24 protein-coding genes are annotated in these 24,172 nt (G+C 71.9%); 11 read left to right on the top strand and 13 right to left on the bottom strand.

What is annotated here, in order from left to right; translation table 11 throughout:
* Positions 1-263: 263 nt before the first annotated feature.
* Positions 264-740, bottom strand: a complete 477-nt coding sequence (locus AB0M08_RS39275; RefSeq protein ID WP_364505077.1) for a hypothetical protein — start codon at positions 738-740, stop codon at positions 264-266.
* Positions 741-826: 86 nt separating this feature from the next.
* Between AB0M08_RS39275 and AB0M08_RS39270 the strand changes: the two genes are divergently transcribed.
* Both AB0M08_RS39270 and AB0M08_RS39265 read left to right on the top strand, forming a co-directional pair.
* Positions 827-1,954, top strand: coding sequence for a hypothetical protein (locus AB0M08_RS39270; RefSeq protein ID WP_364505075.1), 1,128 nt, complete (start codon positions 827-829; stop codon positions 1,952-1,954).
* A 5-nt stretch (positions 1,955-1,959) separates the two neighbouring features.
* Positions 1,960-2,235 (top strand): hypothetical protein, encoded by a 276-nt coding sequence (locus AB0M08_RS39265; protein ID WP_364505073.1) that lies wholly within the window; start codon positions 1,960-1,962, stop codon positions 2,233-2,235.
* A gap of 20 nt (positions 2,236-2,255) precedes the next feature.
* Here AB0M08_RS39265 and AB0M08_RS39260 read toward each other — a convergent pair whose 3' ends face one another.
* Entirely contained in the window at positions 2,256-3,020 is a 765-nt protein-coding gene (locus AB0M08_RS39260) for a hypothetical protein (RefSeq protein WP_364505071.1), read from the bottom strand.
* A gap of 159 nt (positions 3,021-3,179) precedes the next feature.
* Between AB0M08_RS39260 and AB0M08_RS39255 the strand changes: the two genes are divergently transcribed.
* Positions 3,180-3,683 (top strand): hypothetical protein, encoded by a 504-nt coding sequence (locus AB0M08_RS39255; RefSeq protein WP_364505069.1) that lies wholly within the window; start codon positions 3,180-3,182, stop codon positions 3,681-3,683.
* Positions 3,684-3,764: 81 nt separating this feature from the next.
* Positions 3,765-4,169 (top strand): VOC family protein, encoded by a 405-nt coding sequence (locus tag AB0M08_RS39250; RefSeq protein WP_364505067.1) that lies wholly within the window; start codon positions 3,765-3,767, stop codon positions 4,167-4,169.
* Here AB0M08_RS39250 and AB0M08_RS39245 read toward each other — a convergent pair.
* From AB0M08_RS39245 to AB0M08_RS39220, 6 genes are all read right to left on the bottom strand, one after another.
* Positions 4,166-4,792: a response regulator transcription factor gene (locus AB0M08_RS39245; protein ID WP_364505065.1), complete on the bottom strand. Its 627-nt coding sequence runs from the start codon at positions 4,790-4,792 to the stop codon at positions 4,166-4,168. The genes AB0M08_RS39250 and AB0M08_RS39245 overlap by 4 nt on opposite strands.
* The gene (locus AB0M08_RS39240) at positions 4,789-6,051 is read right to left on the bottom strand and encodes a sensor histidine kinase (protein ID WP_364505063.1); all 1,263 of its coding nucleotides are present in this window, start codon (positions 6,049-6,051) and stop codon (positions 4,789-4,791) included. Before AB0M08_RS39240 ends, AB0M08_RS39245 begins: the two co-directional genes overlap by 4 nt.
* 33 nt (positions 6,052-6,084) lie before the next feature.
* Entirely contained in the window at positions 6,085-6,825 is a 741-nt protein-coding gene (locus AB0M08_RS39235; protein WP_364505061.1) for an ABC transporter permease, read from the bottom strand.
* A gap of 2 nt (positions 6,826-6,827) precedes the next feature.
* Positions 6,828-7,733: an ABC transporter ATP-binding protein gene (locus AB0M08_RS39230; protein WP_364505059.1), complete on the bottom strand. Its 906-nt coding sequence runs from the start codon at positions 7,731-7,733 to the stop codon at positions 6,828-6,830.
* Between the two features lie 105 nt (positions 7,734-7,838).
* The gene (locus tag AB0M08_RS39225; RefSeq protein WP_364505057.1) at positions 7,839-9,017 is read right to left on the bottom strand and encodes a glycosyltransferase; all 1,179 of its coding nucleotides are present in this window, start codon (positions 9,015-9,017) and stop codon (positions 7,839-7,841) included.
* Positions 9,018-9,156: 139 nt separating this feature from the next.
* Positions 9,157-10,746, bottom strand: a complete 1,590-nt coding sequence (locus AB0M08_RS39220) for an NAD(P)/FAD-dependent oxidoreductase (protein ID WP_364505055.1) — start codon at positions 10,744-10,746, stop codon at positions 9,157-9,159.
* Positions 10,747-10,838: 92 nt separating this feature from the next.
* Here AB0M08_RS39220 and AB0M08_RS39215 point away from each other — a divergent pair, with 92 nt between their 5' ends.
* The gene (locus tag AB0M08_RS39215) at positions 10,839-11,303 is read left to right on the top strand and encodes an SRPBCC family protein (RefSeq protein WP_364505053.1); all 465 of its coding nucleotides are present in this window, start codon (positions 10,839-10,841) and stop codon (positions 11,301-11,303) included.
* Between the two features lie 126 nt (positions 11,304-11,429).
* On the opposite strand, the gene AB0M08_RS39210 is transcribed toward AB0M08_RS39215, so the two are convergent.
* The gene (locus AB0M08_RS39210; protein ID WP_364505051.1) at positions 11,430-12,182 is read right to left on the bottom strand and encodes a hypothetical protein; all 753 of its coding nucleotides are present in this window, start codon (positions 12,180-12,182) and stop codon (positions 11,430-11,432) included.
* A 64-nt stretch (positions 12,183-12,246) separates the two neighbouring features.
* Between AB0M08_RS39210 and AB0M08_RS39205 the strand changes: the two genes are divergently transcribed.
* Positions 12,247-12,456, top strand: a complete 210-nt coding sequence (locus AB0M08_RS39205) for a hypothetical protein (protein ID WP_364505049.1) — start codon at positions 12,247-12,249, stop codon at positions 12,454-12,456.
* Here the strand turns inward: AB0M08_RS39205 and AB0M08_RS39200 are convergent.
* On the bottom strand, positions 12,444-12,869 hold the full coding sequence (locus AB0M08_RS39200) for a hypothetical protein (RefSeq protein ID WP_364505047.1): 426 nt from the start codon (positions 12,867-12,869) through the stop codon (positions 12,444-12,446). The genes AB0M08_RS39205 and AB0M08_RS39200 overlap by 13 nt on opposite strands.
* A gap of 106 nt (positions 12,870-12,975) precedes the next feature.
* Here AB0M08_RS39200 and AB0M08_RS39195 point away from each other — a divergent pair, with 106 nt between their 5' ends.
* Positions 12,976-13,329, top strand: coding sequence for a DUF6401 family natural product biosynthesis protein (locus AB0M08_RS39195; RefSeq protein ID WP_364505045.1), 354 nt, complete (start codon positions 12,976-12,978; stop codon positions 13,327-13,329).
* A 135-nt stretch (positions 13,330-13,464) separates the two neighbouring features.
* On the opposite strand, the gene AB0M08_RS39190 is transcribed toward AB0M08_RS39195, so the two are convergent.
* Together AB0M08_RS39190 and AB0M08_RS39185 are read right to left on the bottom strand one after the other, a co-directional pair.
* On the bottom strand, positions 13,465-15,285 hold the full coding sequence (locus tag AB0M08_RS39190; RefSeq protein ID WP_364505043.1) for a hypothetical protein: 1,821 nt from the start codon (positions 15,283-15,285) through the stop codon (positions 13,465-13,467).
* Between the two features lie 1,439 nt (positions 15,286-16,724).
* A complete protein-coding gene (locus tag AB0M08_RS39185; RefSeq protein ID WP_364505041.1) occupies positions 16,725-17,804 on the bottom strand; it encodes a cellulose binding domain-containing protein in 1,080 nt (359 codons plus the stop codon).
* A 166-nt stretch (positions 17,805-17,970) separates the two neighbouring features.
* Between AB0M08_RS39185 and AB0M08_RS39180 the strand changes: the two genes are divergently transcribed.
* Positions 17,971-20,103: a SpoIIE family protein phosphatase gene (locus tag AB0M08_RS39180; protein ID WP_364505039.1), complete on the top strand. Its 2,133-nt coding sequence runs from the start codon at positions 17,971-17,973 to the stop codon at positions 20,101-20,103.
* A gap of 341 nt (positions 20,104-20,444) precedes the next feature.
* Positions 20,445-21,221: a VOC family protein gene (locus AB0M08_RS39175; RefSeq protein WP_364505124.1), complete on the top strand. Its 777-nt coding sequence runs from the start codon at positions 20,445-20,447 to the stop codon at positions 21,219-21,221.
* A 252-nt stretch (positions 21,222-21,473) separates the two neighbouring features.
* Here the strand turns inward: AB0M08_RS39175 and AB0M08_RS39170 are convergent, their stop codons facing one another.
* Positions 21,474-21,941, bottom strand: a complete 468-nt coding sequence (locus AB0M08_RS39170; RefSeq protein WP_364505037.1) for a GNAT family N-acetyltransferase — start codon at positions 21,939-21,941, stop codon at positions 21,474-21,476.
* Between the two features lie 84 nt (positions 21,942-22,025).
* On the opposite strand from AB0M08_RS39170, the gene AB0M08_RS39165 reads away from it, so the two are divergent.
* Together AB0M08_RS39165 and AB0M08_RS39160 are read left to right on the top strand one after the other, a co-directional pair.
* Positions 22,026-22,463 carry a MarR family transcriptional regulator gene (locus AB0M08_RS39165; RefSeq protein ID WP_364505035.1) on the top strand — a complete coding sequence of 146 codons (438 nt, stop codon included), beginning with the start codon at positions 22,026-22,028 and terminating at the stop codon, positions 22,461-22,463.
* A gap of 601 nt (positions 22,464-23,064) precedes the next feature.
* Positions 23,065-24,015 (top strand): pirin family protein, encoded by a 951-nt coding sequence (locus tag AB0M08_RS39160; protein ID WP_364505033.1) that lies wholly within the window; start codon positions 23,065-23,067, stop codon positions 24,013-24,015.
* Positions 24,016-24,172 lie beyond the last annotated feature (157 nt).

Genomic DNA, 24,172 nt, shown 5'->3' with positions numbered 1-24,172 from the left:
CGGGCCTTCCCGCCTCGCGAGCCACGAGAAGCTCGGCCCCGTAGTTGTCCGTTCCTGGCAGGTATGCGTCGTAGACGGACCGTTCGACCTTGATCCAGATACCTCCGCCGGCGTCGATGATGATGTGCTTGCGCCGGAGGCTCAGTGCTTTTGATCGTCCCCGAGGGGGACTGCTCGGTCGCTCGGTCCGGTATGACTTACCAGCACAAACCGGCAGAAAAGCTCGCTCTCGCTGCTTGACAATAACTATATGGACACCCCCGTCAGCGGTGCTTCCTCCAGGCGGCACGAAGCGCCTGATACCCCTCACGCACTCGCCGTGGGGCGTCCTTGCCGGGGTCGTCGTGAACACTCGCGAACGGAACGGCCCCGAACTGGCCGAACTGTGACGTCCCCCAGGCCCACCGCGGCACGCCGCCGGCCCAGACCCTGACGATCCAGCCACCACCGGAGATGAGATCGATCTCCTCCACGTCACTCCAATAGAACCGGAGTCGACGCAACGGATTGACCAGCTCCACATGGTCGTCGTGCAGCACGACCCGGACCACGGCCAGCCGGAGCAGCACCACGCCGATCAGCAGCAGTGCCGCGAGCCCCGCAGCCAGCCCGGCCGGAATCGGCTCACCCGAGGCGACCAGAACCAGCACGCCGAACAGCGGCAGAACGACCAGGAGAGTCCCGGCGAAAAGGTTGAGGGCCCTGCCGAGAGGGGACCGCAGAACACGGGGGCGACTCATCCGGCAGATTATGCAGGTTGACGACAACGACAGTCACCATGCCAGGATCGGCGCCCGACCGCCGGATCACGATATGGGGACGTTGCGTGACTTTCAAGGTCGAACCGGAGGCTCTGGACCAGACAGCCGCGCTCCTGGAGCGGAACCGGGCGGTAGTGCCTGAAATGCAGGCGTATATCGCGAAGTACCTGGCCAAAAGAACAGCTGATCAGCTCGGAGGCCAGGGCCTGATCCTCTGGTGCGCCTACGACCACGACGAGCAGATCGCCCGGGCCGATCACCGCCTGCAGTGGGTCAATGGAGTCTGGCAGAGCGGCGCGGTGAATCTCACGGTTTCGGCCGCGCAGTACCGCAACGTCGAAGCAGTGACCGCCGCGGGCCTGGACGCACAGGCCCGGCGCTTGGGGCAGGCGTTACCCACCGTCGATACCGACCCGTCGCACTGGGAATACGGCAACCGGCCCGCCGCATCGTTCAAGGACGTAGCCGATCCCACTCGGGCGATCTCCGTACCGCCCGGCGACGACATCGGCAGCCTAGAACCCCAGGCCGCGGAAGTCGCCCAGTGGGTGGGCAGAATCAACGACTTCGTCAGCCTCAACGCCTGGGTCCGCTTCGCCATCCGAGAGATCTTCGGACGGGATCCGATCAAGGAAGCCCTCGATCTGCTCGCCGGCGACTGGACTGTCTTCGCCCGCTACTCGGTCGCGTGGCAGCACGTCGGGTTCTCTGTCGCCGCCATGGCCGACAACATCGCGTACACCGATGACGCACTGGCTTCCCAGTGGCAGGGCAATTCGGCCGACAACGCCCTGATGTGGCTGCAGAAGATGCACAGTGCGATGACGACCGAGACCGGCTTCTACGACACCTACTTGGCTGGCGTGTGCAAGACGTACGTTCAGGTCGCCTACTACGCGTACGAGAACCTAAACTATCTCGTCGGCGAACTGCTGGACCTGCTCGCCGAGGCGTTCACCGCGCTCATGGGCCTGGTGACCGATGGTCTCAGCACGATCGTCGCGGCGGTCATTGCCCTCTGCGACGCCATCATGTTCATCCTGGACTTCTTCCGTCAGCTGTACTTTGCGAGCAACGGGATCGCCGCGGTCGCCGACATGCCCGAGGAGCCGCCGCTGGACATCGCCGAGCTGCTGCTGGCCGACCCCGATCCGGCCGGGCGCAACTGCATCACGGTCCCGACGACGAAATGACGACTATGCCGAACAATCAGGTACCGCGCCCGCCCATCGACCTCGAGGCCGTCCGGCGCCTGCGCGAAGAGCTACGCGAGCGTATCCGGGCGGCCCCGCCGCCCGCCGATCCGCTCCTCCGAGAGCTGCAGCAGAACATCGAGGCCGGTGTCCGCGGTCGTGATCTGCTCGGGCTGGGCGTCTACCGTGAGCGTTTCGCGGCCATGGCCAACGAACTGACCGAGCACCTATGCCAGCTTCGGGATGAGGCTGAGGAACAAGCGAGGAGGGAGCGCGACTGAGCCTGGCCGCGATGCCCCGGTCATCGGTGGGGCTGGAGGGCGGCGTACATCCGGGCGGCGGGATCGCCGGTGCCGAGGGAGACGACCATCCAGGAGCGGTCCGCGAACCACAGTGTGGCCCGGGGCATGTGCTCCAGCGGCGGAGCCGGGGCGGCCGCGATCGCGGTGGGCGGGCACTCGAAGACCGGGCGCAGGGAGCCGGAGAAGCGGGCGCGGGCGGTCGGCTCGGGCTGGTTCGTCGCCGCGTCCCACAGGCCGATGGCGAGCCGGAGCGGCAGGAGCAGCATCTCCAGCAGCGGCCGGTCCGGGTCGGGGTGGTCGCCGGGTGCCGGCACCGGATCGGCGAACAGGACCACCCGCTGGTCGGTACGGGCGAGATACGCCGCACGATGGCCGTGGTCCATCGTCGCGTGGCGGACGATCGCGGCACGCAGCCGGCCGGCCTCGCTCTCCGCGACGCCGCAGAAGACGTAGCCGTACCTGGCGGCGATCTTGTCGTTGGCCATGATGCTCGCCATGTCGTAGCGCGACGGGGTGAGACCGAACGCGGTCTGCAGCAGCGCCAGGCCGACACCGTCACTGCGGGCCGTCTCGGTGAAGCCGGCGAACGGGTTGAAGGCGTTCAGCACCTCGCCGGCGGTCGGCGGGGGTTCCTCCACGCCCGGCGAACGCAGCAGCAGGCTGTGCTCCAGCAGCCGCTCGCCCGGCCGCAGTGCCGCACGGATCACCTCACCTGCCCAGCGGTGGTCGTGGTCCCGCTCCGCCAGCCGTGCCTCGTCCGTCATGCGTTCTCCCCCGTGGATCGCTGGCCATGCTATCCGGGCGGTCCGAAACCGATCGGGGTGAAGCGGAGCGGGGCCGGGTACAGGGAGCCTTTACGGCGCCGGCTCGGTGGTGCGCAAGAATGCGCTGTCGGCTGCCGACGAAAGCGAAAGGAACTCCGAGTGACGGACGAACCGCTCTACGCCAAGCTGGGCTTCACCGACGCCGAGTGGGGGCTGCTGGTCGGCCTGCCGCACGCGGTGCTCACCGCGGCGAGTGCCGCCACCCACGACAGCGCCCGCAAGACCCGCGCCGAGAGTGCGGCCGGGATCAACCGCATCTCCGACGCCCGGGCCTCGGCCAGCACGCTGGTGTCGGCGGTGGCCGGCGCAGCCGTCGCCGAGGCGGGCGACCCCGAGCTCGGCGAGGAGCCGCCGGTGATCGAGCCGGCCGATCCCGCCGCCTACGCGGGCGACGTGCTCGCCCGGGCCAGGGAGGTCTCCACCCTGCTCGGCGCCAAGGCCAGCCTGGCCGACGCCGAGACCTACAAGCACTGGCTGACCGAGATCACCGACGCCGTGGTCGGTGCCGCCTCGACGGGCGGCCTGCTCGGCATCGGCGGCGAGACGGTGACCGAGAACGAGCGCACCTTCCGCGACGACCTGGCCAAGGCGCTCGCCGCCTGACACCACTCCATCGGGGGATCTCGGCCGCGTGCTCCGCTTCCGAGGTCCCCCGTCGTGCGCCCGGGCGGCGACGATGGGGATATGACCGATAGGACACCGGCGCCGCAGGTGTGGCCGTCGCTGCGGGCCACCGATGCCCGCGCGCTGATCCGCTTCCTCGTCGAGGCGTTCGGCTTCGAGGAGACCGTCGTCTACGGCGATGGGGACCGGGTCGACCACGCCCAGCTGGACTGGCCGGCCGGCGGCGGGATCATGCTCGGCTCGGCCCGGGAGGCGGCCGGCGATCCGTTCGCGCTGACGCCCGGGACGTTCGGGGCGTACGTCGTCACCGATGAGCCCGACGAGCTCTTCGCGCGGGCGCGGCGGGCGGGGGCGGAGGTGGTCCGCGAGCCGTTCGACACCGACTACGGCTCCCGCGACTTCGCCGTCCGCGACCCCGAGGGCAACCTCTGGGCGTTCGGCACCTACCGCGGCGCACCGCGTTAGTCGCGGCCGAGCAGACCCCGCTCGAAGGCCGTGGCGACGGCGGCGGCCCGGTCGCGGACGCCCAGTTTGGCGTACGCGTGCAGGAGGTGGGTCTTGACCGTGGCCTCGCTGATGAAGAGGCGGCCCGCCGTCTCGCGGTTGCTGCAGCCCCGGGCGATCAGCGTGAGCACCTCGAGCTCGCGCTGGCTCAGCGGCTCCTTCTCCGGGTTGCGGAGCCGGCCCATCAGGCGGCCGGCGACCGACGGGGCCAGCACCGACTCGCCCCGGTGCGCGGCCAGCACGGCGCGGAACAGCTCCTCGCGCGGCGTGTCCTTGAGCAGGTAGCCGGTCGCGCCCGCCTTGATCGCGGGGAGCACGTCGCTGTCCGTGTCGTACGTGGTCAGGACCAGGACGCGGGCGGCCGATCCGGCGGCCTTGAGCTCGCGGATCGTGGTGACGCCGTCCATCACCGGCATCCGCAGGTCCATCAGCACCACGTCGGGGCTGACCGCGGCGGCCACGGCCAGCGCCTCCCTGCCGTCGCCCGCCTCGCCGAGCACGGTGAACCGGTCGTCCCCGGTGAACATGCCGCGCAGGCCGTCCCGCACCACCGGGTGATCGTCGACGATGAGCAGCCGGATCATGCGGCGGCACCCACCACGAGGGCGGGCACGCAGGCCGAGATCGCGGTGCCGCCGCCGGGCTCGGACTCCACCGCGAGGGTGCCCGCGATCCGGGCGAGTCGCTCCCGCATCCCGGCGAGGCCGAAGCCGCCGGTCTCGGTCAGCTCGCGGGGGCGGTCCGGCTCGAAGCCGTCGCCGTCGTCGCGGACGTCCAGGGTCACCATGTCCTCCATGTACGACAGGGTCAGCCCGACCCGTGCGGCGTTGGCGTGCCGGGCCACGTTGGCGAGAGCCTCCTGGGCCGTACGCAACAGGGTCGTCTCGATCTCGGGAAGCAGGGGCCGGGCCTCCCCGGTGGTGATCAGGTCGGCCCGCACGCCGTGCAGCCCGGCCCAGCCGCGCACCACCTCGTCGAGGGCCTCGGGCAGGCGTGCCGCGTCGAGTGGCTGCGGGCGCAGCGCCTGCACCGATCGGCGCGCCTCGGTGAGGCTCTCCCGGGCCAGCCGTTTCGCGGCGGCGAGGTGCCGTTCCCGTTCGCCGGGGTGCGCCTCGGCCGCCTCCAGCTGGGTGACGATGCCGGTCAGGCCCTGGGCCAGCACGTCGTGGATCTCGCCGGCCATCCGCTGCCGCTCGTCCAGGATGCCGGCCTCCCGGGCCTGGGCGAGCAGCTGGGCGTGCAGCCCGGCGTTCTCCTGAATGGCCGCCGCCAGCTTCGCGTTCGCCTCGGCCAGCTCGTCGATGACCACGATGCGCCGCTCGGCGTTGCGTTTGCGGCCCGCCTCGAACCGGGTCATCACCTGCGCGAGCGCCGCGTTGGCCAGGAAGAGCACCAGGAAGAACACGACGTCGCCGACGTCGTCCGGGCGGTGGATGCCGCCGCTCTGGGAGAGCGCGGTGACGAACGCGACGGCCCAGACCCCGGCGGCGGCACCCCGGCCGGGCAGCGTGCCGACGGTGAGGAGGTACCCGCTCCAGGCGAAGAAGCCGAAGAACGGGTTGCACCAGATCAGCAGGCCGGAGAGGACGACGTACCCGGTGAAGAAGACGATCGAGAGCGGGCGGGGTCCGGGGAACCGCCGCAGCGCGACGAGGCCGGCGAGCACCCACGACGCCGTGGCCGCGACGATGGCCAGGGTGATCCGGAGTGGCTGCTGCGGGACCTCGGTGCCCTGGGTGGCGATCGCCAGCACGGTCGAGCCGGTCAGCAGGCCGAGGGAGACCAGGAGCAGCCGGCGCTCGTTCAACTCCGGGAACTCGGTCTCCCAGTCGTCCCTGCCCATATCGACGTCCCCCTTCGCCCGCGGTCCAGTGTGTCAGTTCCAGCGGAAGAAGCGCGCGGCCGTGAGGCCGACGACGACCAGATAGCCGAGGAGGACCGTGGTGGAGAGGGCGTTCGGCCAGCTGCCGGTCATCGCGTCGTGCAGGGCGCGCTCGCCGGCGCCGAGCGGGGTGAAGTCGCCGATCCGCTGGACCAGCCTCGGCATCAGTTCGCGCGGCGTCCACAGGCCGGCGAAGAACATCGACGGGAAGAAGAGCAGGGTGCCGACCGCGTTGCCGGTCTTGCCGGTGGGCACCAGGGCCGCGATGAGCAGCCCGACCGCGAAGACGCCGGCCGCGCAGAGCAGGAAGGCCAGGACGAACCCGGGGAGGTTCCCGGCGAGCGGTACGTCGTAGACGACCCGCCCGAGGGTGATGCAGAGGGCGGCGGAGAGGACCGCGACCAGCAGCGTCGACGCCATCTGCGCGGCGAGCAGGGTGATCGGGCGGACCGGGGTGGTGGCGATGCGGCGCAGCACGCCCCGCTCCCGGTAGGTCGCCAGCGCCGCGGGCATGAACTGCAGGCCGAGCATCGCGAGCACCAGGGCCATCGAGATGCCGACGTAGACGTCGATGGTCCGCAGGCCGCCGAGGTCCGGGTTCGGCACCCGGAAGTCCTTGATGCCGCCGAGGATGCCGACCAGGATCGTCGGGAAGAAGAGCGAGAAGAACGCGGCGACCGGCTCGCGGAGCAGCAGCTTGATCTCGGTCAGGGTCAGCTTGGCGAAGACGGTCACGGTCACTCCCCGGTGGTGGCGTTGCCGGTCAGGTGGACGAAGGCGTCGTCGAGGGTGGCCTGTTCCAGGCGCAGCTCACCCGCGACGATCTGGTGGACGGCGAGCGCCGAGGCGACCGCGAAGAGCAGGTTGCCGGTGCCGAGGATCTCGATCCGGTCGCCGCGGCGGGTGAGCCGGGTGACCTCCGGGAGGCCGGTGAGCAGCGCGTCGTCGAAGTCCTTCGACGGGCGGAAGCGGATGGTCTGGTCGGCGGTGGCCCGCTCCACCAGCCCTGCCGGGGTGTCCAGCGCGACCACCTCGCCCTTGTCGATCACGGCGATCCGGTCGCAGAGGCGCTCGGCCTCCTCCATGAAGTGGGTGACCAGCACGACGGTGACGCCGCGGTCGCGGACCGACTCGATCAGGTCCCAGGTGTCCCGGCGGGCCTGCGGGTCCAGGCCGGTGGTCAACTCGTCCAGGATGGCGATCCGCGGGTTCCCGATCAGGGCCAGCGCGATCGAGAGACGTTGTTTCTGACCCCCCGAGAGCTTCGCGTACGCCGTACCCAGCTTCGACTCGAGTCCCAGATCGGCGGCCAGTTCTCGCCAGTCGGCGGGATGCGGGTAGAACGAGTGGTAGAGCTGGAGAGCCTCCCGTACCGTCAATTTGTCCTGAAGCTGGCTCTCCTGCAGCTGAATGCCCACCTGGGAGCGGAGCCACGGATCGCGCGGAGCGCGGCCGAGGACGCTGATGCCGCCGCCGTCCGCCGTCCGCAGCCCGGCGATGCACTCGACCGTGGTGGTCTTCCCGGCCCCGTTCGGCCCCAGGATCCCGAAGATCTCGCCGGCCTCGACGGCAAGCGACACGTCCCGCACCGCGACCGTGTCCCCGTAGCGCTTGCTGAGGTTGCTGACCTCGATGACTGTCATGCACTCAGCGTCACGTACCGGCCCGGGTGCCCGAATCGATCAGCCCGCTCCTCCCGGCATCAACCGGTCGGTGGATGCCGGGGTCCACCCGGATCTAGGCCGGGCCTAGGCCACCGCCTCCGCCTCGGAACCGGCGCCGCGGCGCATCACGGCCGAGTAGACCGAGCCGACCTGCGCGGCGACCCGCTTCCAGGAGTACGCCTGACGGGCCCGGTCCAGGGCCGCGGTGGCGTACGTGAACCGGCGCACCTTGTCGTTGACCAGCCGGCGCAGCGCACCACCGAGCTCCCGCGGGTCACGGGCCGGGACCAGGTCCCCGGTCAGCCCGTCCACCACGGCCTCGGTGAGGCCGCCCACCGCGGTGCCCACGATCGGCACGCCACAGGCCATCGCCTCCAGCGCCGAGCGTTCGAACTGCTCGTTCCAGGGCGCCGCGACCAGCAGGTCGGCGGAGCGGTACCAGCTCGGCATGTCCCGGTGCGGCACCGCGCCGACCAGGCGGAACCGGTCGGCGACCCGGCACTGCTCGGCGAGCGCCCGCAGCGACGTCGCGGCCGGGTCGGCGGGGAGCTGGTCGGGGGACGGCCCGCCGACCACCACCACCTCGGCACCGGGCACGTACCGCATGGCCTGGATGACGTCGCCGAAACCCTTGCGCTCGACCAGCCTGCCGACCGAGAGGATCCGGGGACGCTCCGGGTCGCGCGGGACGGCCGGGCCGTCCGGGCTGAACCGCTCGGTGTCGACACCGGCCGGGACCATGGTCATCCGGGCCCGCGGCACCCCGATCCGGACCAGGCCGCGCACCTCGTCCTGGGTCTGCGCGACCACCCGGTCCACCGCGCGGCCGAGGGCGCGCTCGTAGCCCGCACGGGACGGCCCGTTCTGCCCCGGCCCGATCTCGCCGAGCTCGTGGAACGACTGCACGACCGGGATGTCGATCTGCCGGGCGGCGGTGACCGCGGCCAGCCCGCTGGTCCAGAAGTGGGCGTGTGCCACGTCCGGTGCCCAGCCGTCGCGCCACTGGTCGCCGAGGACGCGGGCGAACTCACCGACGTACGGCAGCTCGTCCTCGACCGGCCGCTCCGGTCCCGCGGTCACCGTGATCACCCGGACCCCCGCGGCGACGTCCACCGTCTCGGCGGCGCCCGGGTCGGTGCGCCGGGTGTAGACGCGTACCTCGTGCCCCTGCTCCGCGAGCGCGGCGGAGAGATCGGCGACGTGTACGTTCTGGTCGCCGGTCCCGAACGGGCTGGCGTGTTCGGAGATCATCGCAATCCGCACTTGGTCTCCTCCGGCTCTGCTGGATCCTGCCGGCTTCGACAACCGCAGGTGACAACGGCAGGTTTCGTTGCCCGGCAGCCCTCAGCGTAAACATCCGGCGGTGATCACGGTGCCGGTACACACCGCAATCACGCCCAGGTCAGCGGTAGATCGTGCGGTGCGCGCCGGCGATCGCGGCCCGGTAGGCCGAACCGGTCAGGCCGTGGTCGCGGGCGAGCGCCGCACGGGCCGCGTTGGCGCCCGGGGCGCCGTGCACGCCGCCGCCCGGGTGGGCCGAGGAGCTGCCGAGGAAGAGCCGGTCGACCGGGGTGTCGGCGCGGCCGAGCCCCGGTACCGGGCGGAAGACCAGCTGCTGCAGGAGCGCCGAGGTGCCGCCGCCGACCGCGCCGCCGATGAGCGACGGGTTCTCCCGCTCCAGGTCGCCGGGGGCGAAGACGTGCCGGGCCCGGATCGTGCTCCGGAAGCCGGGCGCCTGCGCCTCGACCACCGCCTCGATCCGGTCGACGTGCGCGGCGATCTCGTCGGGGTGCCAGTCCTGCCGGTGCGGCACGTGGGTGTACGCCCAGGCCGACTCGGTCCCCTCGGGTGACCGGGTCCGGTCTGCCGTCGTCATCTGCCCGAGCAGCAGGAACGGGTCATCCGGGATGCGACCTTGGGCGATTTGTCCAGAAAATTCGGTCAACCGCTGCATGTCTCCTTTGAGGTGGACCGTCCCGGAACCAGAGATATCCGTATTCTTCCAGGGAATCGGCGCGCTCAGCGCCCAGTCCACCTTGACGGTCGCCCCGTCCCAGCGGAAGTGCTCCAGGTCCTCGATCAACCGCGACGGCAGGTTCCGGGCCCCGACGAGATCCCGGTAGAGCGCGGGCGCGGGTACGTCGGCGATCACCGCGCGTCGGGCCCGCCAGTCCCGCCCGTCCACGGTCCGTACCCCCATCGCCCGTCCCCCGGCCACCAGCACCCGGCGCACCGGAGTGCCGCAGAGCACCTCGCCGCCCCGCTCCGCCAGCCGGGCCAGCAGCGCGTCGACCAGCCGGGCCGCCCCGCCCACCGGCACCGGCCAGCCCGTCTCCTGACCGACCATGGCGAGGAGCCAGCCGAAGACCCCGCCGCCCACGTCGTCCGGGGAGAGATCGGTGTGCAGCGTGCAGCCGGTCAGCGCCAGGCGCGCGCCCTCCCCCTCGAAGAGCTCCGCGCCCAGGTCCCGCGCGGAGAGCATCAGCTGCCGGGAGAGCCGGAGCAGCCCGCCGGCACCGAGACGCCGGGCCAGCCCGAGGCCGCCGCGCACCGGCGGGAACGGCGTCAGCACCGACTGCAGAATCCGATCGGAAACGGACTCCCACTGCCGGTACGCCCGCTCCCACCGCTCCCCGTCCCCGGGCGCGAACGCCTCCATCGACGCCATCGTCCGGGTCAGGTCCCGGTGCACCGTGGCGGCCCGGCCGTCCGGCAGCACGTGGCTGAAGACCGAGGGCGCGTGGGTCCAGGCGAGGCCGTGCTCCGCCAAGCCCAGAGCGCGCAGCGCCGGGGAGGCGTAGCCGAGCGGATAGAAGGCGCTGAACAGATCAGAGAGGTAGCCCGGTGCGGTCAGCTCGCCGGAGCGCACCGCGCCGCCGGGCTGCGGGGAGGCCTCCAGGACGCGTACCGACCAGCCCGCGTCGGCGAGCATGTTCGCCGCCACCAGCCCGTTGTGACCCGCTCCGACGACGATCGCGTCCACCGCATCCACCGCCGCAGGTTAGCGACGTTTAGCCCCGGGGCGCGAGGGCACCCGTCAATCATGGAGCGGGGAGATCCCGCAACGAGGCGAAGGAGAACCACGTGAGCACCGTCACCGAGTCGGTCGACGTCAACGTCCCGGTCCGGACGGCCTACAACCAGTGGACGCAGTTCGAGGAGTTCCCCCGATTCATGGACGGGGTACAGGAGATCAAGCAGCTCGACGACGTGCACACCCACTGGAAGACCGAGATCGCCGGGGTACGTCGCGAGTTCGACGCCGAGATCACCGAGCAGCTCCCGGACGAGCGGGTGGCCTGGCACACCACCGACGGCGAGAAGCAGGCCGGTGTGGTCACCTTCCACCGGCTCGACGACACCCACACCCGGGTCACCGTCCAGCTGGACTTCGACCCGCAGGGCTTCGTCGAGACCGCGGGCGACAGGCTCGGCATCGTGGACCGCCGGATCAAGGGCGACATGCGCCGCTTCAAGGAGTTCATCGAGTCCCGCGGCGGCATCCCCACCGGCGAGTGGCGCGGCCAGGTCGACCGCCCCGGCGCCTGACCCCGGGCGCATCTCACCGAGCGGCCGCCCACGGGCGGCCGTTCGCCGCACCCGGATCACGCCGCTCCGTTCGCCGCACCCGGATCGCGCCGCTCCGAGAGTGTCTCGCTCCGTTCCCCCTTCAGTTCAGCGAGCGGCGGGGTGGAGGCGGCGGAGCAGCAGCGTGCCGAGGCCACCGCGGGCCCGGACCGCGTACCGGTCGGCGGCGCGCGCCCAGCCCGGCTCGCGCAGGATCCGGCCGGCCGCCGTGCCGTTGTTCACCGTCCACGGGGTCTCCACCGAGCCCGCTCCCCTGTCCAGCCGGATCCGGAACGGCGCCCGCCCCTCGGCCGCCAGCAGCACGCTGCCCGCCCCGCCGGCGAAGGTCACCGGCACCGTGCCGGCCGGGTCCGGCAGCCACATCTCGACCAGCCCGGAGCCGCCCAGTTCGACCCGGCTCACCCGGCCGCCGCGGAGGTTCAGCTGCTGCTCCCCGGCACCGGCGGGCAACCGGATGTCCCAGCGGACCTCGCGGTTCAGCACGATGCGCAGCTCGTCGAGTCCGTCACTGCCGGTAGCCCGCAGCCGGACGGTCACCCGGCCGGCGCGAGCACTCACCACCGGCTCCACACCCGACTCGGCCGCCGTGCTGATCCGGTACATCAGACCGGGGAGGGTGGCCAGTTGGACGCGTACGCGAGAAGCGGCGTCACCCACCGTGAGACGGCCCGCGGTCCGGTCGAGCAACGGCCCGGCCCGCACCCGCTCCCGAGGCGGCGCCGCCGGCCGCGGCGCGGGGGCGGACTCCGCGCAGGATCCCGCCGTCAACCCGCCGACCAGTGCGAACGCGCAGCACACGGCGAGAGTGGAGCGGCGATGACGCAAGGTGAGGGGCACCATCGGACAACGGATAATCGGCCGAACGGGTGACGGCGTTCCGGACTTATCGCGCCAGACTTTCCGGGTGCGATCTGTCGGTTTCCTGTCTGAGCGTCAGCGTCGTCTCGCCTGGCTGGGTTTCTTCCTGGCCGCCTTCCAGGCCCCCCTGGCCGCGAGACTCATCGATGACGCGTCCTGGTTCTTCGCCGTCGTCGTCGCCCTCGTGGTCGCGACGGTCATCCTCGCCGACGACGCCCAGCGTCGTCGTCCCGAGCCAGCCGACTACACGGAGTGACCCTGGGGCTCGCCGGGTGACGCCTCGTGCCCGGCTCTGCCCCGGGTGCGGCGGCGCTCCTTGAGAGCGGCCTCGGCCAGGTGCCGCCGCCCCATCGCCAGCGCCTCCCGGGTCTCCCGTTCCACCTGCCGGAACTCGGCGTAGTACCCGTCGTCGTACTCCTCGACGAGTTGGAAGGTCCACCTCCCCGGCAGTACGTTGCGGCCGATCAGCTCCCGCTGGATGCGCTCGGCCACCTCGGGACGGCCGGCCTGCATGAAGAGCGAGACGGCGTCGTCCAGCGCGAAGTCGGCCATCCCGGTGAGCTGATGCATCTCGTAGAGGTGGCCGCGGGCCCGCTCGACCGTCTCCAGCGCCTCGCTGAGCTTCCCGAGCGCCTGGACGGTCACGTCGTCGACATGCTCTTGGATCACGCCGTCCTACTTCCCCACGTGGGGCGCCGGAAACCGGTCCGGGTTCAACCGTCCTGCACCGGTCGGGAGAACCGTCGGACACCCGTGGCTCCGTAACTTTCTCCTCATGAATGGTCTGTTCAGCAACGCCGCCGCCCGTGCCGCCCTCCGCTCCGCGCACGCCTCGCTCGCCGAACTCACCGCCGCCGTCGGCGTGAGCGGCATCGCGGCGATGTCCGCCTCCCCGGGTCTGACCTCGGTCGTCGACCAGCACGCCGCCGGGGTCCGGGACAGCCTCTCCGCGGACACCCGGCCGCTCACCCCGATCCTGCTGGCCGCGTACGCCGAAGGGGTGCGCGACGCGGCGTACCAGCACGGCTGGGCCGCTCCCGAGGGTGGCATCGACTGGTCGGAGAACGACTGGGTGCTGCGCCGTCTCCTGGCCGTCTGCGTCCTGGCCCGCTCCCTCGACGGCAAGTAGCCCCGGCCCGCCCCGCGTCACCAGACCATTCAGAGCCTGCAGCCGGCGACGCCCCGGTCAGGACCTGCTCCGCCGATCGGCAGAACACGCCCCGGCCACCAGGGGCCGGCACCCACCCGGGTGCCGGCCCCTCCGTCATTCCCGCCCGTCTTTCCGATCGGTATCGGACAGGGGCACCGCTTCGGTGCGCTCCTCTCCATCCCCGGTGCCGGCCGGTGCCGAGCTGACCACCGTCGTGTCTCCCGACCCGGAGCCCGTCGTGATCACCGAGGTCGGCTCGTCGCCGACCGGCCGGTCGCTGATCACCGTGGTCCCGCCGCCGTCGGCCACGTCGTGCCGGATCACCGAGGTACCGCCGCTCGCGCCCTTGCCGTCATCGGCCATCTCCGACCCGCCTTCCCGGTCCGTCTCACCCGCGTCACCCTCGCCCGCGTCACCCTCGCCCGCGGCGTCGCCGGGCCGCGCGGCCTTCCCCGCGTCATCGCCGACTCGGGCAATTTGCCCCGGTTTCGACTCACCAAAACCCGCGGCGGTCTCCTCGGCCGCGGGGGCCGCCGTCTCCCCCTCGGGAGTCCGGGCCACCGGCGGGGTGAAATCCAGAACGGTCGTCGGTTCCTCGTCATCGTCATGCCCGGCGTGCGGCGGCCGCTGCCCCGGCGTGAACACCGCCGTCTCCGACCGCGCCGCCGGTTCGCCGAAGCCCCCGAACCCCGGTATGAAGTCGAGCCGGTTGTCATACCCCGGCACCGCGATGACCTGCGTCTCGTCCCCGGCCGGCTCCGGCGGCCCGGACGCCCGGCGTTCCGCGGCCCAGCGCGCTTCCTGCGCCCACCGCTCCGCCTCGGCGTCCCGCTCCTCGGCGGCGTGCCGCTCACGTTCCTGCTGCTCCGCCACTGCCGCGCGGTGCTCCTCGGCCTGCCGCGCCTCCTCGACCCGGCGCTCCTGCTCCGCCTGCCGCCGCTCCTCGGCTTGGCGCGCCTCCTCGACCCGCCGGGCCTCCTCGGCCAGGCGGCGCTCCTCCGCCTGCCGGGCCTCCTCGGCACGGCGAGCTTCCTCCGCCCGGCGGTACTCCTCGGCTTTCCGCGCCTCCTCCGCCCGGCGGGCCTGCTCCGCCTTGCGGGCCTCCTCCACGCGGCGCGCCTCCTCGGCCTTCCTGCTCTCCTCCGCCCGGCGTGCCTCTTCCGCCCGTCGTGCCTCCTCGGCCCTGCGGGCCTCCTCGGCCTTCCGTGCTTCCTCCGCCCGGCGGCTCTCCTCCTCCTCGCGCCTTTCCGCGTACGCCCGTGCCTGCCCGCGAATGGCCACGGACTCGAAGGCCGCCCGGTCCAGCCAGCCCTCCCACCGGTGCTGCATCGGCCGGATCAGCCCGCCACCGACACCCACGATGATCACGCCGGCCACGGTGATCAGAACCGTGAGCAGCAGCGGCTGTGTGACCGAGGTGGCGATCCCGACCTGGTCGAGCCCGGCGATCACACCGAGCGCGACGACCACCGAGGCGACCGCCCGGCCGAGCACCCGCGCATAGCCCAGATCGCCGAGCACGTCGACCACGAGATCGTGCGCCGCACCCGCCACAGCAACCGCGACCACCACGATCACGATCGCCACGAACGCCTGCGGCAGCCACGCGATCAGCGCATTGAGCAGGTCGCTCACCCCGTTCGGCCCCCAGAGCCCGAAGGCGATCTGCAGCGCCGCGAGGATCACCGCCCAGAACACCAGCCGAGCACAGAGGTCCGACGGCAGCGTCCCCCGCAGCACCCGCCCGACCGGTCCCCGATCCACGACCCGATCGAACCCGGCACGCCGTAACGCCTTGGCCACCAGGGTCCTGGCCAGCCGCGCCAGGAGCCAGCCCAGCACCAGCACGGCCACGAACGCCAGCGCCTTGGGCAGGAAAAGCACGACCTCTCGCCACATGTCGCTCAGCCCACGGCTCAGCCCGTCGCCGGTCACATCACGCTCCTCTGTTCCGTTGCTCCGCTGTCCCGCTCGCCCACCCCACTCGGCCACACCCAGCACGCTGCGCGCAGCGCCCAGGGTAGAAGCCCCCAACACAAGCCCGCATCACTCCAGATGCATCACTCCAGATGCATCATTCTGGATGCATCATTCTGGATGCATCATTCTGGATGCATCGCTTTGGATGCATCACCCGAGATGCATCACTGCAGATGTATCACGCGGGGCAGATGCGCCATGGGACGCCGGCGAAACCGTCCACCCCGCACGCATGCGGGTGGCGGCCAGGCCGCACCCCGGCGGCAACGAAGCCGCCGCCGATCATTACGTCCCCGGCTTGCCCACGGATCACGTCACCGCGGACCTTCCATCGACACACGGAAGATCCCAAAGGTGGGGCCCGGCCGTCCGGCATCAGGCCGGACCGTCCACAGCTCGGCGGCACCGCGGGTGGGCGCGTTCAGAGACCGCGGCGAGCCCCCGGCCGACGATCAAGGGTGCATCGGGCAAGGCCGCGCGGTTAAGGGTTTTCGGGTATCGGCAACCCTCGTTCCGGTAGTCGATATCCGCTCATGGAGGGCTTCGCGTCGGCGGGGTGTTCCGTTCGGAGCGCGGTGGATCTCTCCGGCTGGCGTTCATGGATGTCTCAGCCGCGCTGAGGGACTCCTGAGCGCCAGCTCGTCCGGTTCGGCTGGTCGTGCGAGGCCCCCCACGACCAGCCAGGAGGCGGAACGGGCCTGCCTGGCGAGGCCGCGGAAAGCAGCAAGCGGGCAATGAGGAGCGAAAAATCACCTGCCGTCCGCGCCGATTCCTTGACCTCGTGGCCTTGGTGCATCGGGGCGCCCGACACACCCGTGACCCTGCTGGTCGATTCTGGACCGCCCGGGTGGGACGCCGGATCCCGCGGCGAGTGCCCATCCGAAACACTCGCCGCCCACGGATCGTCGATTCCGTCGGCCACGTTTCGGTCCCGGGCCCGCCGGGCGGCGCGCCCGCAGGCGGTGAGCTGGCCGTCCAGGGCGCCTCGGCCGGTCCGGCTGGCGATCCGGAGTGTCTCAGGCCGGTCCGGCTGGCGATCCGGGGTGCCTCGGGCCGGTCGGCTGGTGGCCAGGGGTGTCTCAGGCGCCCGAGTGACCCCTGAACACCAGCCGCGCCGGGAAAGCTGGCACTCACGGGTCACTCAAGCCCGCCGACACACCCCTGACCACCAGCCACCAAGATCAACCCGTAGTCGATCATGGAATGTTGATCAAGTACGGCCGGTCGGGGCCCACCCCGACCGGGGGAAACCCCCATCCCTAACGGAACAGTGGCACATAACAGTGATCTTGGCCCGGGGCCCTGTGGACAAACCCCGGCTGTGGATAACCCCCAACCCGGACCATGACCGAGAACGCCCACCCCGCGACCCCGCCGGTGACGATCCCGACGGGCTAGGCGCAGGGGGTGTCGTTGATGGTGCAGCCGCTCGGGAGCGTGGTGGGGACGCCGTCGAGGGAGAAGGCGATCGTGATCGCGTCGGCGGCGGCCAGGGTTCCGGTCGAGCGGAACGTGACCGTGGTGCCGGACTGGGACGCCGTGGCCGGGCCGCTGGTGACGGAGACCTCCTCGCCGCCGGGCACGGTGAGGGTGACCGTCCAGCCGGTGGCGGTGGCGTCGCCGCTGTTCACCACCTGGATCGTTCCCTCGTAGCCGGTGTCGGCGACACCACCGCGGTAGAACGCGCTGAGCTCCGCCGAACCCGCCGGCGAGGTCTCGCCCGGGGTGGACGTCGTCGTGGCCGTCAGGTCGTGGGTCGCGGCGCCGGCCACGGCGGGGGCGATCCGCGTCGTGGCCGCGGTCGGCGAGGCCCCGGCGGTCGGCGAGGTGGTGGCCGAGGCTGCGGCCGTCGGTGTCGCGGCCGGGTCGACCAGGGTCTCCGGGTGCTCGTCGCCGGCGGTGGGGGCGGCGCTGTCGAGGCCCGCGGCCACGACCGCCGGTGGGACCGTGGCGGCATCGTCGCCGGAGCCGCCGATCAGGGCGAACGCCACCCCACCGGCGACCAGTACGGCGGCGGCCGCGGCGGCCAGGGCCCCGGGGCGCCGCCAGCTCCGCGCCGCGGGGCGCTCCGGCCCACCGGGGTGGCCCTGCCCCGCGGAGAGAACAGAAGCGCCGGGAAGTTCGGGAGAGCCGGGGAGGTCCGGAGCTCCGGATGACACCGACAGCCGGGGTCCGGACGGTGGGTAAGCCGGCGGGTGGCCGAGGGCGGGCGCGTACGGGGACGGCGCCGGGGTGGGCTCCGCGGGAGCGGAGTGGCGGGCCGGGTACGCGGGTGGGTGGTCCGTGACCGCGGACATGGTCATCGTGGCGGCGGACTGGGACCAGTCGTCCAGGGCCGCGTAACGCTGGTCGGCCAGGGTGTCCGGCCGCGGCGCGGTGGGCGCGTCACCCGGGACCCGGACGGGCAGCGCGCCCGTCGAACCCTGCTCCTGCTCCGCGATGTAGCGGATCACACCGTGCGGCCGTTCACTCACCGCGCGACTATAAATGATCAAGGAAGCACCCGGCTAAGCCGGCATGATAGCGATGCGATCACGGACCGTGACGAAATGCGGGAACCAACCGCGTCAGTTCGTCAAGAATCGGACGTACGGCCGGTGGGACATCGTCCAAACGGCGGACACGGGATAGGCTTTCTGCATGACCGGCTCGGGAGCGGCACGCCCGTCAGCGATCTCCACGCTGCCCGTGCAGTCCGCGGGAGCCAAAGGATGCGCGGCGCTGGTGCGCGCCCGCGACTGGTCCGGCACCCCGCTCGGGGTCCTCGGCGCCTGGGATCCCGCCGTCCGCGTGACCGTCGATCTCCTGCTCGAGTCGCCGGTTCCGATGCTTCTCACGTACGGTCCGACCGCTCTCGTCCTCTACAACGACGCGTACGCCGACGTGATCGGTGGGCTGCACCCCGCCGCGCTGGGACGGCCCGCCGCCGAGGCCTTCGGTGCCGCCTGGGCCGAGCCGGGCATGGGCGACGTGATCGAGCGGGTGCTGCGCACCGGTCATCCCGTGCTGGAGCCGGAGAGCCAGCTCCAGCTGCGGCCCGGCACGCAGGAGCCGGCCTTCTACACCCGCGGGCACTCCGTGGTCCGCGACTCGCACGGCGAGCGGGCCGGCGTGCTGACGGTGGCCGCCGAGACCACCCAGGTCATCCATCGCCTGCACAGCCTCGGGGACCTGACGGCCCGCCTCGCCGGCGCGCTCACCATCGACGACGTGACCCGCGTCGTCCTGGCGTACGCGATGAAGTCCTTTGACCTCGATCATTGCGTGCTGGGCGTCGACGACGGCGGGGCGTACCGCTATGTCCGCCGGATCCGCGGCGAGATGCTGGACGAGGCCGACGAGCGGCTCCCGCCGGTGTGGCGACGCGCGAGCGCCGACCCCACCGCGCCGCTGGTGACCGCCGCCGAGACCGGGCGGGCCAGCTTCGTCGCCGACGGGGAACCGCTGCACGCGGTCGCGCAGGACCGGCACGAGCAGCGGATCCGCTCGCTGGCCGTGCTGCCGCTGCGCACACCGTCGGTCCGCGGCGCGCTGACCGTCGGGTTCCGGCACGCGCATACCTGGCTCCCCGCCGAGCGCGCCCTGCTGAAGGCGGCCGCCGAGCTGGTCGCGCAGGCCGCCGAGCGCGCACGCCGGTTCGAGGCGCAGCACGGCACCGCCCAGCTCCTGCAGCGCAGCATGCTCCCCGAGCACCTGCCCGAGCTGGACACGTTCCGGATCGCCGCCCGGTACGACGTCGGCGTCGACGGCAACGCGGCGGGCGGCGACTTCTACGACGCGTTCCGGCTCACCGACGGCCGGCTCGCCATGGTGCTCGGCGACGTGGCCGGGCACGACGTGCGCGCCGCCGCGGTGATGGGCCAGGTCCGGGCCGCCCTGCGCGCGCTCGCGCTGACCGATCCGGCCCCGCCCAGCGTGCTCGCCGGGCTGGACCGACTGGTCGGCTCGCTCGGCGCCGAGTCCCGGAACGAGGAGATCTTCGTGACCGTGGTCTACGGCGTACTGGACCCGGCCGACGGCACGATCACCCTGGCCAGCGCCGGGCACCCGCCGCCGGTGCTGCGCCGGGCCGGGCTGGGCGGTGAGCACGCGACGGCCGAGCTGGTGAAGGTCCCGCCGGGCGCCCCGCTCGGGCTGGGCGGACGCTGGCAGACCGGCGCGCTGCGGCTGGAGCCGGGCGACACCATCCTGATGTTCAGCGACGGCGTGGTGGAGCGCCGCGGCCACCCGATCGGCGACGGCCTGGACGCGCTGGTCGCCGCCGCGGCCGCCTCGGCCAGCGGCGATCCACGCAACATGTGCTCGCTGGCGACCGCCGCGGTGGCCGGGACCACCGACGACGACGTGGCGGTGCTCGCGGTCGAGCACGCGCTGGCGATGAGCCGCTCCGCCACGATGGAGGTGGCCGCCGAGCCGACCGGGCCGAGCCGGGTCCGGCAGTGGATGACCACCCGGCTGCGCGAGTGGTCGGTGCCGGAGCCGGTGATCGGCGCCGCGATCCTCTGCACCAGCGAGCTGACCACCAACGCGCTGCTGCACGCCGGCACGCCGGCCCAGGTGCACATCGACCTGAACGCGGAGCGCCTGCTGGTCTCGGTCGCCGACACCGGCACCCGGGGCAGCGTGATCCGGGCCCGGGCCGACGCGCTCTCCAGCCGGGGCCGTGGACTGGGCCTGATCGAGGAGCTCAGCGACTCGTGGGGCACCGATCCGACGGTCCGCGGGTCCACGGTGTGGTTCGAGATGCTCCTGCCGGGCGTTCCGGGGGCATGACGGCCGGAGACGACCGCGGCCCGAGGGCCCACTCCGGACATTCCCCAGGTGGCACCACGTGGCGCCGGGCGGCTGTGGCTCAGGACACACCACGACATTGCCGAGTGCGCCGGAGGACGCGCCTACCGTCACGGACAGTGTTCATAGATGAAGCTGAGTGACACGGGAGCGCGCCCATCGGGCGGAACCGGCGGCGCCCCCTCGGAGCACGGCGCGAGAGCATCACGTGGATCACTGCGACTGACTACTCGACGTAGTTTTTTACCCCTCCAAAACGGACAATGAACCGTGCGGTGGTGACGAAGCGTTAACAGTGCCGTAGAGTGCTCAAGCAACTGGGGATGTCCACCATGGAGCGGCACATGCGGATCAGAGGCTACGCACCCTTGACACCTTGCTGGGTGGAACTCGCGAGTGCGGACCCTGCGCGAGCAGCGCAGTTTTACGGAGAGTTGTTCGGCTGGGAGTCAGCCGGTGATCGTTTCAAGCTGGGCGGACGTGCGGTCGCCGGTCTGACGCGCAGTCAGCCGGACCGGCCGGACGGCTGGCTCACGCACCTGAGCACCACCGACCTCGACGACACGCTGGAGCAGGTCGCACTGGCCGGCGGAACCTGCCTGAGCCACCCGGCCGGCGCGCACGGCGGGCGGCGGGCGATCGTGGCCGACCCGGCGGGCGCCGTGCTCGGCCTCTGGGAGCCCACCGACTTCGGCGGCGCCCAGGCCGGCGGCGAGCCCGGCACCATGTCCTGGCCGGAACTGATCACGGACGACCCGATCGCGGCCGCCCGGTTCTACGGTTCCGCCTTCGGCTGGCTGCTGCGCCACGAGTTCGGCACCGGCGAGTGGCTCAACCAGGCCCACGACGCCATCGCGGGTCTCGCGCCGGGCTACCGGGGTGCCTGGTGGCGGGCCGCCTTCCAGGTCGAGGACATCACCGCGGCGGCGGACCACTGCGAGCGCCTCGGCGGCGCCCTCATCACCGAGCCGGTCGAGGCCGGGCTGAGCGCGTACGCCGAGCTCCGCGACCCGTTCGGCGCCCGGTTCACGGTCGTCGCCCCGGTTCTGCACCCGGTCGAGCTGACGGTCTCGCTGGGCAACCTGCCCGCCTTCGAGTAGCACCCCGCCGTCACGAACGGCACGTCGCGGAAAGGCCGGCTCTTCGGAGCCGGCCTTTCGCACGTCCGCGCCGCGTCTCGGCTGGTCCTCCGGGGTGTGTCGGAGGGGCTGACACACCCCGGAGGACCAGCCGGGAGCGGGGGACGCGCTACGGCCAGGAGTGGGCACGGGCCTCGCGGGGCCGTGGACGGCTCGCCTTTTGAGCGCGGTGGGGGCGCGGTGGGCGTACGTGCGAAGGAACGGAAGCGGGAGTCAGGGCAGGCGAAGGCGCATCGCGGGGTCTTTCTTGCGGGCGAAGCCCAGGGAGAGGTAGAGCGATTCGCCGTCGGGGGACGCCATCAGGTCGACGCCGCCGATGCCGCGGTCGCGGAACCAGGCGATCAGGGCCGTGACGCAGGCGCGGGAGAGGCCCTGGCGGCGCATGTCCGGGTCGGTGGCGACGTTGAAGACGTAGCCGAAGCGGCCGCTGGGATTGTGCGGGTCGCCGAGGCGGTGCTCGATGACGCCGACGGCGCAGGAGGCCAGGCCGGTTCCGTCCGGGCGGTCGGCGACGAAGGCGCCCAGGTCACCGCCGGGGTCGGCGAGGCGGGACGTCAGCGAGGCGAGGGCGGGCTCGCGCCAGTCGTCGTTCCAATCGGTGCGCGGCGAGGTCCGCAGCAGGACGGCGCGCAGCCTGACCAGCTCGGCGGCGTCCCCGGGAACAGCCTGTCGAATCAACACATCGGGCACACTAGACAACGAATCGGTCCGGCGCGCCCGGTTTTCGCTTTTGAAGTTCAGATTTGAAGGAGTACGGTCGAACGCATGGCCGAACCGCTCAGCGAGACCCAGTTGCAGCACTGGCGCACGTTCATCGAGAGCTCGTGGGCACTGCACACGCGACTCGAGGACGAGCTGCGCGCCGCCACCGGGCTGAGCATGAACGACTACCACGTCCTGGTCGCCCTCGCCGAGGCGCCCGGCCGGCGGATCCGGATGGGCGAGCTGGCCAACCGGCTGGTGCTCTCGCCGAGCCGGATCACCTACCAGATCAACTCGATGATCAAACGCGGCCTGGTCCGCAAGGAGAGCTGCGCCGACGACGGCCGGGGCCAGCAGGCGGTGCTCACCGAGGACGGACTGGAGACGCTGCGTGCGGCCGCCCCGGCCCACCTGGACACCGTCCGTACGGCCTTCATCGACCACCTCGACGACGACGAACTGGCCATCATCGGCAAGGTCTTCGCCAAGATCAGGAACTGACGCCCGGTCGGACGGGTCAGGCTCGCTACCGCGGACCGCACCGCGACCCGGGACGAGGCGCGGCGCGAGCGGGGCGGGACGAGGCGCGGCGCGAGCGGGACGAGGCGCGGCGCGAGCGGGACGGCAGGCACGCACGAACGGCGCGAGCGGGGCGACAGGTGCACATGAACGGCCGCGAGTAGGGGCGGCGGGTGCGCGCGATCCGCGATCGTGTGCTTGCGCAGCCGCCAGAGGGGCGCCCGGACGACTCGATCAACGATCGTGGACTCTCGCCGCCCCGGCCAGGCCATGATCGTGAACCCGGACCGCCCGCGGCGCCACCCGCACGCCACCCTCCGCATGCCACCCTCCGCGGGCTGCGGGCTGCGGGCTGCGGGCTGCGGGCTGCGGGCGGCAACAGGCAGCAGGCAGCAGGCAGCAGGCAGCAACGGGCAGCAGGCAGCAGGCAGCAACGGGCAGCGGGCGGGCTGATGGGAGATCGCGGATTGGTGTGGATCTGCGGGGATGGCGCGGCTCACTTTTGTTTCAGATTTGAACAGGAGGGTGGTGTTTCAGATTTGAAAGAGATACGCTCTCCTCACTGAAGTCGGGAGGGCTTGAGATGCCTGCGATCACTGTTGATGACGTGCTGGTGCTGCCTCGGTTGCCGCAGCTGGATTCCGTGGGGACGGAGTATCGGGCGGTTCGCAGCCTCACCACCGCACCCCAGGGGTATGAGGGTGAAGGGTTCCCGGTCCGGCGGGCCTTTGCGGGGGTCTCGCTCGCCGATCTCGATCCGTTCATCCATCTCGATCAGATGGGGGAGGTCGACTACGCGCCCGGGGAGCCCAAGGGGACGCCGTGGCATCCGCATCGGGGGTTCGAGACCGTCACGTACATGATCGACGGGATCATGGATCACCAGGACTCGCTCGGGGGTGGCGGGTCGATCACGAACAGCGATACGCAGTGGATGACGGCGGGGTCCGGGATTCTGCACATCGAGGCGCCGCCGGAGCATCTGGTGATGTCGGGTGGGCTGTTCCACGGGCTGCAGCTCTGGGTGAACCTGCCGCGGGCGGCCAAGATGCTCGACCCGAAGTACCAGGACATCCGGGGGAAGGAGGCCGCGCTGCTGACCACCCCGGACGGCGGGGCGCTCATCCGGGTCATCGCCGGGGAGATCGCCGGGCACGCCGGGCCGGGGTCGACGTTCACGCCGATCAACCTGGCGCACGTGACGATGCAGCCCGGGTCGCGCCTCGACCTGCCGTGGCAGCCGGAGTTCAACGCCCTGGTGTACGCGCTCTCCGGTGACGGCTGGGTCGGCACCGACATGCGGCCGATCACCCTCGGGCAGCTGGCGGCGCACGGGCCCGGCGAGGCGATCCGGGTGGAGGCGAAGAGCGAGCTGGACCTGTTCATCATGGGCGGGCAGCCGATACGGGAGCCGATCGCGCACTACGGGCCGTTCGTGATGAACACCAAGGCGGAGCTGAAGCAGGCCTTCGAGGACTTCCAGAAGGGTCGGCTCGGGGTCATCCCGGCGACGCGCCTGCCGCACACCGACTGACGAATACCGACTGACGAATACCGGCTGCCGCGCGGGGCTGCCGCGCGGGTGGCTGGTGCTCCGGGGCCTGGCCCGCGCCGATCCGGCGACCGCCCACCCTGCTGGTCTGGAACGGCACCAGCGAGGCATGGCCCAGCCGGGCGAAGGCCCGCCCCGG

The organism is Actinoplanes sp. NPDC051851 (assembly GCF_040681165.1).
In the GTDB taxonomy this organism is placed as follows: domain Bacteria; phylum Actinomycetota; class Actinomycetes; order Mycobacteriales; family Micromonosporaceae; genus Actinoplanes.
This window is presented reverse-complemented; position numbering and strand designations above follow the sequence as displayed.

Excerpts from the sequence above, each read along its gene's own strand:
- AB0M08_RS39275 (WP_364505077.1), bottom strand. The coding sequence starts at position 740 with ATGAGTCGCCCCCGTGTTCTGCGGTCCCCTCTCGGCAGGGCCCTCAAC.
- AB0M08_RS39265 (WP_364505073.1), top strand. The coding sequence starts at position 1,960 with ATGCCGAACAATCAGGTACCGCGCCCGCCCATCGACCTCGAGGCCGTC.
- AB0M08_RS39260 (WP_364505071.1), bottom strand. The coding sequence starts at position 3,020 with ATGACGGACGAGGCACGGCTGGCGGAGCGGGACCACGACCACCGCTGG.
- AB0M08_RS39250 (WP_364505067.1), top strand. The coding sequence starts at position 3,765 with ATGACCGATAGGACACCGGCGCCGCAGGTGTGGCCGTCGCTGCGGGCC.
- AB0M08_RS39245 (WP_364505065.1), bottom strand. The coding sequence starts at position 4,792 with ATGATCCGGCTGCTCATCGTCGACGATCACCCGGTGGTGCGGGACGGC.
- AB0M08_RS39240 (WP_364505063.1), bottom strand. The coding sequence starts at position 6,051 with ATGGGCAGGGACGACTGGGAGACCGAGTTCCCGGAGTTGAACGAGCGC.
- AB0M08_RS39230 (WP_364505059.1), bottom strand. The coding sequence starts at position 7,733 with ATGACAGTCATCGAGGTCAGCAACCTCAGCAAGCGCTACGGGGACACG.
- AB0M08_RS39210 (WP_364505051.1), bottom strand. The coding sequence starts at position 12,182 with ATGGTGCCCCTCACCTTGCGTCATCGCCGCTCCACTCTCGCCGTGTGC.
- AB0M08_RS39195 (WP_364505045.1), top strand. The coding sequence starts at position 12,976 with ATGAATGGTCTGTTCAGCAACGCCGCCGCCCGTGCCGCCCTCCGCTCC.
- AB0M08_RS39180 (WP_364505039.1), top strand. The coding sequence starts at position 17,971 with ATGACCGGCTCGGGAGCGGCACGCCCGTCAGCGATCTCCACGCTGCCC.
- AB0M08_RS39175 (WP_364505124.1), top strand. The coding sequence starts at position 20,445 with ATGTCCACCATGGAGCGGCACATGCGGATCAGAGGCTACGCACCCTTG.
- AB0M08_RS39165 (WP_364505035.1), top strand. The coding sequence starts at position 22,026 with ATGGCCGAACCGCTCAGCGAGACCCAGTTGCAGCACTGGCGCACGTTC.
- AB0M08_RS39160 (WP_364505033.1), top strand. The coding sequence starts at position 23,065 with ATGCCTGCGATCACTGTTGATGACGTGCTGGTGCTGCCTCGGTTGCCG.